This is a genomic window from Thermostichus sp. OS-CIW-32 (assembly GCF_054060415.1).
On sequence record NZ_JBSSDD010000001.1, the window covers coordinates 60726 to 72673 of the forward strand.

11 protein-coding genes are annotated in these 11948 nt (G+C 59.5%); 9 read left to right on the plus strand and 2 right to left on the minus strand.

Annotated elements, in window-relative coordinates:
* Nucleotides 1-142: 142 nt before the first annotated feature.
* Nucleotides 143-2419, plus strand: coding sequence for a ComEC/Rec2 family competence protein (locus tag ACVWY8_RS00335; RefSeq protein WP_457392584.1), 2277 nt, complete (start codon nt 143-145; stop codon nt 2417-2419).
* A gap of 182 nt (nt 2420-2601) precedes the next feature.
* Here ACVWY8_RS00335 and ACVWY8_RS00340 read toward each other — a convergent pair whose 3' ends face one another.
* Complete coding sequence (locus tag ACVWY8_RS00340; RefSeq protein ID WP_457392582.1) at nt 2602-2877, minus strand: hypothetical protein; 276 nt, start codon at nt 2875-2877, stop codon at nt 2602-2604.
* 236 nt (nt 2878-3113) lie between these two features.
* On the opposite strand from ACVWY8_RS00340, the gene ACVWY8_RS00345 reads away from it, so the two are divergent.
* From ACVWY8_RS00345 to ACVWY8_RS00355, 3 genes are all read left to right on the plus strand, one after another.
* A complete protein-coding gene (locus ACVWY8_RS00345) occupies nt 3114-3917 on the plus strand; it encodes a prohibitin family protein (protein ID WP_457392579.1) in 804 nt (267 codons plus the stop codon).
* A 40-nt stretch (nt 3918-3957) separates the two neighbouring features.
* Nucleotides 3958-4896, plus strand: a complete 939-nt coding sequence (locus tag ACVWY8_RS00350) for a prohibitin family protein (protein WP_457392576.1) — start codon at nt 3958-3960, stop codon at nt 4894-4896.
* A gap of 193 nt (nt 4897-5089) precedes the next feature.
* The gene (locus ACVWY8_RS00355) at nt 5090-6115 is read left to right on the plus strand and encodes an HD-GYP domain-containing protein (protein WP_457392573.1); all 1026 of its coding nucleotides are present in this window, start codon (nt 5090-5092) and stop codon (nt 6113-6115) included.
* Here ACVWY8_RS00355 and ACVWY8_RS00360 read toward each other — a convergent pair.
* The gene (locus ACVWY8_RS00360; RefSeq protein ID WP_457396702.1) at nt 6093-6785 is read right to left on the minus strand and encodes a ComF family protein; all 693 of its coding nucleotides are present in this window, start codon (nt 6783-6785) and stop codon (nt 6093-6095) included. The genes ACVWY8_RS00355 and ACVWY8_RS00360 overlap by 23 nt on opposite strands.
* 209 nt (nt 6786-6994) lie before the next feature.
* On the opposite strand from ACVWY8_RS00360, the gene rpsL reads away from it, so the two are divergent.
* The 5 genes from rpsL (at nt 6995) to rpsJ (ending at nt 11936) form a co-directional block, all read left to right on the plus strand.
* Nucleotides 6995-7402: a 30S ribosomal protein S12 gene (rpsL, locus tag ACVWY8_RS00365; RefSeq protein WP_011432553.1), complete on the plus strand. Its 408-nt coding sequence runs from the start codon at nt 6995-6997 to the stop codon at nt 7400-7402.
* 83 nt (nt 7403-7485) lie between these two features.
* Nucleotides 7486-7956: a 30S ribosomal protein S7 gene (gene rpsG, locus ACVWY8_RS00370; RefSeq protein WP_011432554.1), complete on the plus strand. Its 471-nt coding sequence runs from the start codon at nt 7486-7488 to the stop codon at nt 7954-7956.
* 153 nt (nt 7957-8109) lie between these two features.
* Complete coding sequence (fusA, locus tag ACVWY8_RS00375) at nt 8110-10233, plus strand: elongation factor G (protein ID WP_011432555.1); 2124 nt, start codon at nt 8110-8112, stop codon at nt 10231-10233.
* Between the two features lie 31 nt (nt 10234-10264).
* Nucleotides 10265-11494, plus strand: a complete 1230-nt coding sequence (tuf, locus tag ACVWY8_RS00380; protein WP_414413642.1) for an elongation factor Tu — start codon at nt 10265-10267, stop codon at nt 11492-11494.
* A gap of 124 nt (nt 11495-11618) precedes the next feature.
* Complete coding sequence (rpsJ, locus tag ACVWY8_RS00385; RefSeq protein WP_414328725.1) at nt 11619-11936, plus strand: 30S ribosomal protein S10; 318 nt, start codon at nt 11619-11621, stop codon at nt 11934-11936.
* Nucleotides 11937-11948 lie beyond the last annotated feature (12 nt).

Sequence of the window (11948 nt, forward strand, 5' to 3'; positions counted from 1 at the left end):
GCCCTAATCTACACTCCCTTTGCCAAGGTCGAGAAAGAGTATCCTTTAATACGATTTTTCGGCAGGTGAGCAAGGTTAAGACAACGCAATGGATCCCGCTTGACCACATCGGTACAGTGGGGGGCAGACGGGTCTGCGGCACATGGAAAGAACCTATCTGCTGGGGTTGGGCTGGATCTTGGGCCTGCTGGTGCGGGCTTGGCCTCAGGCTGCCGGATGGGGATGGGGGATCCCTCTGGGGTTGGGGCTGGCGGGATCCCTGCTGTGCCGGCGGCAACCGCGTCTGGCCCGCACTTGGCTGGCGATGGGTCTGGTGGGGTGTCTGGCTTGGAATTACCTGGGTTGGCGGCAGCCTTTTCCCGGGCCGACGGATATCAGCCTGTTGGCCCCCCAGCAGCAGATGAACTTGGTGGGCACCGTCCTCTCGGAACCTCGTCCCACCCGCAGCGAACGGCGGCAATTTTGGCTGAGAGCAGAGCAGGTGCTCAACGCCGACTCCACGGCCCGCCAGGTCAGCGGCAAGCTCTACGTCACCACCGGCCCTGAGGCCCTCCAGGACAAGGATCTCCACCCCAACCAACGGGTGCGCCTGACGGGATCCCTGTACCTTCCCAGTCCGGCCTTGAACCCGGGCAGCTTCGATTTTCAAGCCTACCTGCAGCGCCAGGGGGCTTTTGCCGGCTTCAGCGCCCGTGAGGTGATCCTGCAGCCGGGGGGAAGAGGTTGGGGGGGCTGGGTGTTGCGGCGGCGGGTGCGAGAGGCGTTCGTTGCTGGATTGGGGGAGCGGCAGGGGAATCTGTTGGCTTCCTTGGTGCTGGGATCCCGGGCCGCCCAATTGGATTTCGACTTGCAGGATGCCTTCCAGGAAATCGGCATGGCCCATGCGCTGGCCGCCTCTGGGTTCCATGTGTCGCTGTTGGTGGGGGTGGTGTTTGTCCTAACACGGCGGTTGGCGGTGCGCCTGCAGCAGGGGAGCATCCTGGCGGTGCTGGGGCTTTATACCGCCCTCACGGGGTTCAGCCCTTCGGTGTTGCGAGCGGCACTGATGGGGGCGGCGGCCATGCTGGTGCTGACGGAGCCGCGCCTGGAAGGAAAGGTGAAGCTCAATCCCCTGGGGACGCTACTGGTGGCGGCAGTTTTGCTCTTAATCTACGAGCCGCTGTGGATTACAGACCTGGGGTTTCAGCTCAGCTTTGCCGCCACCCTGGGCCTGCTGGTCGGAACAGCCCCAATTGTTTCCCGGCTGGACTTTTTGCCTCCGGCTGTGGCCACCGCCTTGGCCGTTCCGCTGGCAGCCCAGATCTGGACCTTGCCGCTGCAAGTGGCCATCTTTGGCCGCATCCCCACCTACTCGCTGCTGGCCAACCCGCTGCTGCTGATTCTGCTAGTGCCGCTGCTGGTGGCGGGGTTCGGGGTGGCGTTTGGGGCTTTGCTCTGGCCGGGGCTGGGATCCCTGCTGGCCCGGCCCTTGACGTTTTTGATCACGCCTTTAATCAACTGGGTGAACTGGATGGCCAGCTGGCCTCTGAGTTCCTACTACACCGGCCGGGTCTCCCTGCTCCAGTGCCTGCTCCTCTACGGGGCGCTGGTGGCCCTAACCTTTTGGCCGCGGTGGCGACAGGCCTTCCGCTGGCAGGGCACAGCCCTGATCATGGCCGCCATCCTCCTGGGTCCAAGGATGTGGCCGGGGCCGCCGGTCCAAATTACCGCCTTGGCCAGTGGACGAATTCCCATCCTGGCCATTCAAGCGGAAGGGCGCCACCTCTTGCTCAACAGCGGGGATCCCCGTTTGGCAGAACGCACGGTGTTGCCCTTTTTGCGGCAGCAGGGCTTGCACCGTCTGGACGGGGCGGTGGCCATGACCTCCGCCGGCTCTGCCAATGGCGGCTGGGAGATCCTGCTGTCGGCTTTCTCCAAAGGAGTACGTCCCGCCAACGCGATTGGGCAATTCTGGGATGGGGGAGGGGCTAATGTGGCTTCCGAAAGTTACCTGCGCTCCCTCAGTGCTGTGCAAGCTGCCGGGATCCCCTATCGAGTGTTGCAGCCTGCCGACCGGATCCCGGTGTCGCAGCGGTTGAGCCTACAGGCCATCCACACCAACCCCCTGGTGTTGACTTTAGAAACAGAGGGATCCCATTGGCTGCTGCTGGGCTCTGCCGGCACCCATGTGCAAGCCGAGCTAACCGGATCCCCGCTGATGCCGGCCCAGATCGACTGGCTGTGGTGGGACGGGGGATCCCTGATTTTGGATCTCCTGGAGCGCTTTCAGGTGCAGGCGGGCATTAGCTCTGGCTCTGTCGGCGAGACGGTGGTCACCTGGTTCCGGCAGAAACAACGACCCCTCTACGTAGCCGATCGGTCTGGAGCGGTAAGCTGGTCGCGGCGGGGAGTGCAAACCTTGAGGTCACAATTGGATTGAGCAGCGCTGTAGTCTGGGGTACAAACTCGGTAGAATTCGAGCAAAAAAGCTTGCAGCTTCCCAAACAAAGTGGGAGAGAGGCTAGCAGGGCAAGGCGGCGGGGGATGTCTTAGACATGTTCAGAGTAGCTACAGAGGAATAGCTACAGAAGCCGATCCCGCATTCGTCCACAGAGGGTACCCCTACACCTGCAGGGGTTCCCTGGGACAAGCGGGCAGTTGCCAGCACATCTCCAGCCAGTTTTTTAGCTCTTCCGGTTGGCCCATGAGGCTCATTTCCACCAGCAGAATGGCGGCTCGGTCGGCGGCTCCTTTGGATCCCAGACGAATCAAGGCAGACAGGCTTTCTTCCCGCCAGCAGACGGATACCCCCTGCCGGATCAAGGCCCGGGCGGCAACGGGGATGCACGAGAGTGGCACTTGGATGTCCCGCCGCTCGTAATCGGGAATGGACAGCATGAACGGCAACCCAAATCTTTATTATGTCTTAATCTTCTTCCCTTTTCGCCTGTCCGTCACGGGTCTTTGCAAAGTATGAAGTGATCTTTTGTGAACTTTGTAGAGTTCTCGACATCGTTGCGAATAGTGGGAGAGAAAGACAGGGATCCCTGTAGAAGGCTTAAAAGATAGCGGAAATTTCTCGGCCTCATTTCCCCACAGCCGCGAGAATGGCTGCATGCGCAGGAGATGGGGAGATGCGAGCAGAAGGTTGGGAAAGGCGAGTTGGTCGCTGGTTGCCCAAGGCCACCCTTGCCGGAGCCGTGTTGATCCTGGTGGCAATGGGCAGGCCGCTGCGACTGGTGGGCAACGGAGAAAATATGGTGGTGTTCACCTGGGGAGGGGGGGTAAGGCCGGTGGCTTTGCAGCCAGGTCTGCATTGGGTGCCGCCTTTTGTCTCTCGCACGGTGATTTTTGATGTAAAAACCCAAGCTCTGACCTGGAAAGACAACGACCCGACTGCCTACGCGCCGCGGCTGGTGGCCCTTTCTCAGGATGGGCAGCAGATTGCGGCTGAGGCGACGCTGCAGTTTCGCATTGTGGACGCCCCCAAGGTCTATACGCAACTGGGGGAAAATTACCTGGATCGCATCGCCCCCATCGTCCGGTCGGTCCTTCTGAATGAGACCAGCGGCTTTTCCGCCCAGGCTCTGTATTCCACCGAGCGCCCGCTGCTCCAGGGCCAAATCCGCGAACGGGTGGCTCTTCTGCTGAAGGAATACGGCATCGAGGTTTTGGATTTTCTGCTGCGGGATGTGGATTTCGATCCTGATTTCGTAGCGGCCATTGAGGCAAAAACCATTGCCGAAAATCAACTGGCGCAAAAGCAGTTCGAGATCGAGCAGGCCCGCCAAGATGCCCGCGCCATCATTTCTCAAGCTGAGGCGGAAGCCGGTCAATTGCGAGCCAAAGCACAGGCCCTCACCCAGAATCCAAAGTACCTAGAGGTGGTGAAAGCCACAGTACTGGGATCCCGCCTGGAAACTCTGGTTACCAAATAGCAACCAGCACTTTTTCATCCTCTTTCCACGAGGAGCCGCCATGTATCCAACAGGAGAAGCACCCCAAAGTAGAGCCGGTTGGCTGACCGCGGGAGGGATCGCCGTCTTGGCGGCCCTGGGAGTGCTCCGCGCTTGCCTGTACGTCACTTTGCCCGGACATGCCACTGTAGTTTTCAATACCTTTTCCGGGTTGCAGAAGGGGCGGGTGGAACTGCCAGGGGCCATCTTCCGGATCCCGGGGATCGAAACGCCGATCACCTACACCGTGCTCACCCGCGTTTGGGAGTTTACCAACAACCCCGCCTCGGCCAATGCCATCAGCAACGCCATCACCGTGAACACCGCCGATGGGCAAGCCTTTGCCATCGATGTAGCCATTGCCCTCAAGCCCAACCTCGCCACTTTGGACGAGCTGCACGCCAACATCGGCGAGAACTATCTTTCCACGGTGGTGGTGCCGGTGGTGCGCTCCAAAATTCGGGATATCTCCGCCTCTTTCGATTCGGAAGACTTCTACCGGAAAAGCCAGCGGGCCGCCATTGAACAACGGGCTCTGGACTTGATCCGCCAAGAGATGCCCACCGTCAACCGCGACGGCCAAACCTTGCCTTTGGTGCAGGTGGAGGGCCTGTTTCTGGGCAACCCTGACTTTCCACAAGCCTTAAGAGACTCGATTGAACGCAAACAGGTGGCCTCGATTACAGCACAAACGGCGGCAGTGCGGGCGCAGATCCAGGAAAAAGAGACCGAGCGGCTGCTGATCTTGGCGGCGGCCAACCAGCGGGCCATTGAGCTGAAAGGACAAGCGGCAGCGCAGAACGCGCAACTGGCGGATCTGCTGTTCTACGAGAAGCTGCAAGAGCGCATCCAAAACCCGACGGGCTCGTTGCCCCCTTTGCGCATCATCCGCGTCGAGGGAGATGCCACCGTGTTTCTCAATGTGGATCCCCATCAGGCAGCCTTACAAAGAGCGCAGTAGGTTCAGCAAAGTTGCGGAGTACAGACTTAAAAGTCTGAGTGTAAAGTGTGTCCAGATGTGAAGGCGAAGGGATGTCATTCGAGTTCGTTGACATCCTACCGCCAGGGGTCTGGGCTGGGATCCCTCGTAGAGTTGCGCCGAATCCGGCTGAGGGGGAAAGCTCGTACTCGATGCAAGGCTAGGTTTTACCACCATGAACTCCCACCTGATCCACACCCCCTTTCCCCGCCTAAACCCGAAGCTGGCAGAGGCGGATCATGTTTTGGTGGTGGACGATCAGGCCAGCAGCCGCCTCTACATCGGTGAGCTGTTGCGGTCAGCCCACTTCCGCGTGAGCGAGGCCACCAACGGCGAAGAGGCTTTGGAGGCTGTGGAGCGGCTTCGGCCAGACTTGGTGCTGTTGGATGTGCTGATGCCGAACATGAGCGGGTTCGATGTCTGCCGGCAACTGAAGGCCAATGAGCTGACCCGCCTGATCCCCGTTGTGCTGATCACTGCCCTGACCGACCGCTCCAATCGCCTGATGGGGATGCAGGTGGGGGCCGACGACATTTTGACCAAGCCCTTCGATCACGTGGAGCTGCTGGCGCGGGTACGCTCATCCATCCACCAAAAGCGCTTGAACGAAGACCTGGATCACGCCGCCAGGGTGTTGTTTGCCATTGCCCGCGCTGTGGAGAGCCGGGATCCCACCACGGGTGACCATTGCGAACGCTTGGTGGCCATGGGGGAACAGTTTGGCCGTTACTTGGGGCTGTCTCGTCAACAGATCAAGGCCCTGCGCTGGGGCGGCTACCTGCACGACATCGGCAAAGTCGGGATCCCGGATGCGATTTTGTGCAAGCAGGGCAAGCATACCCCGGAAGAATGGGAGATCATGAAATCCCATGTGTTGATCGGCGAAGACATTTGTCGGGGCTTGCGCACCATGCAGGATGTGCTGCCGATCATCCGCCACCACCACGAGCGTTGGGATGGCAGCGGCTACCCGGATGGGCTGGCAGGCGAAGAGATTCCCCTGTTGGCCCGCGTCTTTCAGGTGAAAGACATCTTCGACGCTCTGATCTCCCCTCGCCCCTACAAACCGGCCCTGACCGCCGAACAGGCCCTGGAAGTGCTGCGGGAGGAAACCCGCAAGGGCTGGCGGGATCCGAACTTGGTGCGCGAGTTTTGTGACTTTATGTTTGTTACGGCCTTTAATTTGCTGGAGGCGGGATAGGGGCTAGGGTTCCGGGCCAGTCTGGAGAGGCGGCTTTTGGGGTTTGGGCGACGACAATTACTCCGGCCACCGGGATCCCGGCAGCGGCCAATACCTGCTGGGCGGCTTGCACAGTAGAGCCGGTGGTGTAGATGTCATCCACCAGCAACACCGGTGTGGCCGGAACTTGTTTCAGGGCAAAGGCCCCGGCCAAGTTGTGCTGTCGTTGCAGCGGGTTGAGCTCATGTTGAGCCGCTGTGGCCCGCACCCGCACCAGAGCATCGGGCAGGTGGCGAAGACCGGTGCGCTCGCAAAAAGCCTGGCTGATCAAGGCTGCCTGATTATAGCCCCGCTGCCGCAGCCGCTCTGCATGCAGAGGGATGGGCACCACCGTGTAGGCCCCAGGGGAGCCTAAAGAGGTGGACTGGCTTTCGACCCAACGGGATCCCAGCCATTCTCCCAAAACCGAGCCAATGCGCCGTTGTCCTTCGTACTTCAGGCAGTAGATGGCCCTGCGCAGCGCCCCCCGGTGGATCCCCCAGGCGTAAAGTGGCCAAGGCGAGGTGGTGACTGGCCAAGTGGCAAGGCGCTCCGCCTGCAACCGCCTTTGACAGTCTTGACAGAACACGGCCTTGGCAGGGCGCCGGCAAAGCGGACATGGAGGCACAATCCACCAATCTAACCAGCCCATCGTCTGCTAGGGATCCTTTCTGGTGTGCAGAGTCTCCTAAAAAGCTGAGGCAAGGGGGGAACGAGGCCGAAATTCAGACTCGGCCAGGCTAACAGCCCAGCAGTCCATCCCCAAGTTGACGCTGGGATCCCGCCTTGCTAGGATTCAATATCGCCGGATAATTCAACCGGATAATTTAAAATTTAAGCCGTGACCTTCTCTGCCAGCCCATGCCCACCATTCAGCAACTGATCCGTGAGGAGCGCAGCGTTGCCGCTCGCAAAACCAAGTCCCCTGCCCTGAAGGCTTGTCCACAGCGGCGGGGGGTTTGCACCCGAGTGTACACGACAACGCCCAAAAAGCCCAACTCGGCCCTGAGAAAAGTGGCTCGCGTTCGCCTCACTTCCGGCTTTGAGGTCACTGCCTACATTCCTGGCATCGGCCACAACCTGCAGGAGCACTCTGTGGTCATGATTCGCGGTGGGCGGGTTAAGGATCTGCCCGGCGTGCGTTACCACATTATCCGGGGCACCCTCGACGCTGCAGGGGTCAAAGACCGCAAACAAGGCCGCTCCAAATACGGGGCGAAACGGCCCAAGCCGGGCCAAGCTCCAGCCGCCGCTGGCAAGAAAAAATAGCTTTGCCCTCACCCTCAACCCTCCATATCCCACTCGTCATCTTTCTTTCTGCCATCCCCATCTGAACAAGCAACCCAGCTCCTATGTCTCGCCGCAACCGTGCCCCTCGTCGTGATGTGCCCCCGGATCCCAAGTATGGGAGCCGTCTGGTTACCATGCTGATCCGCAAGTTGATGATGAGGGGTAAGGCATCCCTGGCTGCCAGGATCCTCTATGAAGCTCTGGACATTGTGCGGGAGCGCACTGGCCAAGACCCACTGCCCTTGCTGGAAAATGCTGTTCGCAACGCCACCCCACTGGTGGAGGTGAAAGCCCGCCGGGTGGGCGGAGCCACTTATCAGGTGCCTGTGGAGGTGAGAGGAGAACGGGGCACTTCCCTAGCGCTGCGCTGGTTGGTGACCTTTTCGCGCACTCGTCCAGGTCGCACCATGGCCGCCAAGTTGGCCAATGAGCTGATCGATGCAGCCAACGAAACCGGCAGCGCCATTCGACGGCGGGAAGAGGTGCATCGCATGGCCGAGGCCAACAAGGCCTTTGCCCACTACCGCTACTGAACTAGCCTGGCGGAGCAGTGGAGACTTTTGGGATCCCTGTTCTGCCCAGCCCGAGTTCCAGCGAGGTGGAGAAAAATCGGCAAAAAAGATTAGAATTGTAAAGGATTTTTTAGTTTGCCCAAGTCGCAGGGCGACGAGGATTGGGAGGTTGACGTGGCACGCACAGTTCCCCTAGAACGAGTCCGAAACATCGGCATCGCGGCTCACATCGATGCTGGCAAGACCACGACCACAGAGCGGATTCTCTTCTACTCCGGTCTGGTGCACAAAATTGGCGAAGTTCACGACGGAACTGCGGTCACCGATTGGATGGCCCAGGAGCGGGAGCGGGGCATCACCATCACCGCTGCGGCCATCACCACCCGTTGGACTAAGCGGGATCCCGCAAATCCTTCCCAGCCCCTCTCCGGCGCACCGGAGTACACCATCAACATCATCGATACTCCTGGGCACGTCGATTTCACCATTGAAGTTGAGCGCTCCATGCGGGTGCTGGATGGGGTGATCGCCGTCTTTGACTCGGTGGGCGGCGTGCAGCCTCAGTCTGAGACCGTCTGGCGGCAAGCCAATCGTTACAATGTGCCCCGCATTGCCTTCGTCAACAAAATGGATCGCATGGGGGCCAATTTCCTCAAGGTTTACAACCAGATCCGGGAGCGCCTCAAGGCCAATGCTGTGCCCATCCAACTGCCCATCGGTGCCGAAGACGGGTTTTGCGGCATTGTTGACTTGGTGCGGATGCAAGCCCGCATTTATATGGATGAGATCGGCAAAGATATTCGTCCGGCCCCCATCCCTGAGGAGATGAAAGATCTCGTGGCAGAGTATCGGGCCAAGCTGGTGGAAGCAGTGGCCGAGACGGACGAAGCTCTGATGGAAAAGTACTTCGCCGAAGAAGATCTGAGCGAAGCCGACTTGATGGCGGGTCTGCGCAAAGGCACGATCAGCGGCCAAATTGTGCCCATGCTGTGTGGCTCTGCCTTCAAGAACAAGGGAGTCCAGATGCTGCTGGATGCGGTGGTGGATTACCTGCCCTCGCCTGTGGATATTCCGGCCATCAAGGGGGTGCTGCCAGATGGCTCAGAAGTGTCCCGCCGTGCCAGCGACGATGAGCCCTTCTCCGCCCTGGCCTTCAAGTTGATGAGTGATAAGTACGGGGATCTCACCTTTATTCGCGTCTACTCGGGGGTGTTGACCAAAGGTACTTATGTGCTCAACTCCACCAAGAACAAGAAGGAGCGAATTTCGCGGTTGGTGGTGCTGAAGGCCGATGAACGCTTGGACGTGGATGAGCTGCGGGCAGGAGATCTGGGAGCTGTGGTGGGCCTCAAGGACACCACTACCGGGGACACCCTCTGCGACGAAAATGCGCCGGTGATCCTAGAGTCACTGTTCATCCCAGAGCCGGTGATCTCGGTGGCTGTAGAACCCAAAACCAAAGCCGATATCGATAAGCTCTCCAAGGCCCTACAGGCCCTGGCCAAGGAGGATCCCACCTTCCGCGTGTCTGTGGATCCCGAGACCAATCAAACCATTATCTCTGGGATGGGCGAGCTGCACCTGGAGATCTTGGTGGATCGGATGCTGCGGGAGTTCAACGTAGAAGCCAATGTTGGCAACCCACAGGTGGCCTACCGCGAAACCATTCGCAAGCCGGTCAGCCGCGTGGAAGGCAAGTTTGTTCGCCAGAGCGGTGGCCGTGGCCAGTACGGCCATGTGGTGATCGACCTAGAGCCGGCGGAGCCGGGTACAGGGTTTGAGTTCGTTTCCAAAATTGTGGGTGGCGTTGTGCCCAAGGAATACATTGGGCCAGCCGAGCAAGGGATCCGGGAAGCCTGCGAATCCGGTGTGCTGGCGGGCTATCCCTTGATCGACATCCGCGCCACTCTGGTGGATGGCTCCTACCACGAGGTGGACTCCAGCGAAATGGCCTTCAAGATCGCCGGTTCGATGGCTCTGAAGGAGGCCGCTCGCAGGGCAAGCCCTACCCTGCTGGAGCCGATGATGAAGGTCGAGGTGGAAGTCCCTGAAGCCTTTGTGGGGGATGTCATCGGGGACATCAACGCCCGCCGCGGCCAGATGGAGGGGATGAATACAGAAGGCGGCATTACCAAAGTCAATGCCAAGGTTCCGTTGGCGGAGATGTTTGGCTATGCCACCGACATTCGCTCCAAAACCCAGGGTCGAGGCACCTTCACGATGGAGTTCAGCCACTACGAGGAAGTTCCTCGCAGTATCGCCGAAGCCATCATTGCCAAAAACAAAGGAAATGAGTAGCTGACTGAAACCAAAAAGGAAGTGACGATTCATGGCACGCGCTAAGTTTGAACGCACCAAACCCCATGTCAACGTTGGCACCATCGGCCATGTTGACCACGGCAAGACCACCCTGACGGCTGCCATCACCACCACCTTGGCTGCTTTGGGTCAGGCCACAGCCAAAAGGTACGATGAGATCGACGCAGCGCCAGAGGAAAAAGCTCGCGGCATTACCATCAACACCGCCCACGTCGAGTATCAGACTGCCAACCGTCACTACGCCCACGTGGATTGTCCCGGCCACGCCGACTACGTGAAGAACATGATCACAGGCGCGGCTCAGATGGATGGGGCCATCTTGGTGGTGTCTGCAGCTGATGGTCCCATGCCCCAAACACGGGAGCACATCCTGTTGGCCCGTCAGGTAGGGGTGCCCAGCTTGGTGGTCTTTCTGAACAAGGCAGACATGGTGGACGATCCAGAGCTGCTGGAGTTGGTGGAGCTGGAAGTGCGGGAGCTTCTCTCCAAATACGACTTCCCCGGCGACGACGTTCCCATCATCAGAGGATCGGCGCTGAAAGCCCTAGAAAGAATGACCGCCAACCCCAAAACCCAGCGGGGCGAAGATCCTTGGGTGGACAAAATTTATGAGCTGATGGATGCGGTGGACTCCTACATTCCCACGCCTGAGCGGGATGTGGATAAGCCCTTCCTGATGGCTGTGGAGGATGTCTTCTCGATTACCGGTCGGGGCACGGTGGCCACGGGCCGGATCGAGCGGGGCCGCATCAAAGTGGGCGAAACGGTGGAACTGGTGGGCCTGCGGGAAACTCGCTCTACCACCGTTACTGGCCTGGAAATGTTCCAAAAAACCCTCGATGAGGGGATCGCCGGCGACAACGTTGGTGTGCTGTTGCGGGGCATTCAGAAGAACGAAGTGGAGCGCGGCATGGTGCTGGCCAAGCCCAAGACCATTACTCCTCACACCAGCTTCGAGTCTGAGGTGTATGTCCTCAAGAAAGAGGAAGGAGGTCGCCACACGCCGTTCTTCGCCGGCTATCGTCCTCAGTTCTATGTGCGCACCACCGATGTAACCGGCACCATCTCTTCCTTCACGGCTGATGACGGATCCCAGCCAGAGATGGTGATGCCTGGTGACCGCGTCAGGATGACGGTGGAGCTGATCCAGCCCATCGCCATTGAGCAGGGGATGCGCTTTGCTATCCGCGAGGGTGGCCGTACCGTCGGAGCGGGTGTTGTCTCCAAGATCCTGAAGTAAGCTGCTTTTTCTCGGCAGGGATTGAGTGCTGGCGGCCCCAGACCAACTCGGTCGCAACAGTGGTGCGGAGCACTTTCCCTGCTGACCTTTTCGAGTCCACCGTTCTCTGGATTGCTCTCCGGCCATGCCTACCTTGACTCAACAGAAAATTCGTATCCGCCTGAAGGCTTACGATCATCGGCTGCTGGATACTTCCTGCGACAAAATCGTGGATACGGCTCGTCGTACCGACGCCGTGCCGGTTGGCCCGATTCCTTTGCCTACTCGGCGCCGCATCTACTGTGTGCTGCGCTCCCCCCACACCGACAAGGACTCGCGGGAACATTTTGAAACCCGCACCCACCGGCGCATTATCGACATCTATTCCCCCTCTTCCAAAACCATCGATGCTCTCATGAAGCTGGATCTGCCGGCAGGGGTAGATATCGAGGTGAAGCTGTGATGGATCTGCAGG

Excerpts from the sequence above, each read along its gene's own strand:
- ACVWY8_RS00345 (WP_457392579.1), top strand. The coding sequence starts at position 3,114 with ATGCGAGCAGAAGGTTGGGAAAGGCGAGTTGGTCGCTGGTTGCCCAAG.
- rpsJ (WP_414328725.1), top strand. The coding sequence starts at position 11,619 with ATGCCTACCTTGACTCAACAGAAAATTCGTATCCGCCTGAAGGCTTAC.
- rpsG (WP_011432554.1), top strand. The coding sequence starts at position 7,486 with ATGTCTCGCCGCAACCGTGCCCCTCGTCGTGATGTGCCCCCGGATCCC.
- ACVWY8_RS00360 (WP_457396702.1), bottom strand. The coding sequence starts at position 6,785 with ATGGGCTGGTTAGATTGGTGGATTGTGCCTCCATGTCCGCTTTGCCGG.
- rpsL (WP_011432553.1), top strand. The coding sequence starts at position 6,995 with ATGCCCACCATTCAGCAACTGATCCGTGAGGAGCGCAGCGTTGCCGCT.
- ACVWY8_RS00355 (WP_457392573.1), top strand. The coding sequence starts at position 5,090 with ATGAACTCCCACCTGATCCACACCCCCTTTCCCCGCCTAAACCCGAAG.
- ACVWY8_RS00340 (WP_457392582.1), bottom strand. The coding sequence starts at position 2,877 with ATGCTGTCCATTCCCGATTACGAGCGGCGGGACATCCAAGTGCCACTC.
- tuf (WP_414413642.1), top strand. The coding sequence starts at position 10,265 with ATGGCACGCGCTAAGTTTGAACGCACCAAACCCCATGTCAACGTTGGC.
- ACVWY8_RS00350 (WP_457392576.1), top strand. The coding sequence starts at position 3,958 with ATGTATCCAACAGGAGAAGCACCCCAAAGTAGAGCCGGTTGGCTGACC.
- ACVWY8_RS00335 (WP_457392584.1), top strand. The coding sequence starts at position 143 with ATGGAAAGAACCTATCTGCTGGGGTTGGGCTGGATCTTGGGCCTGCTG.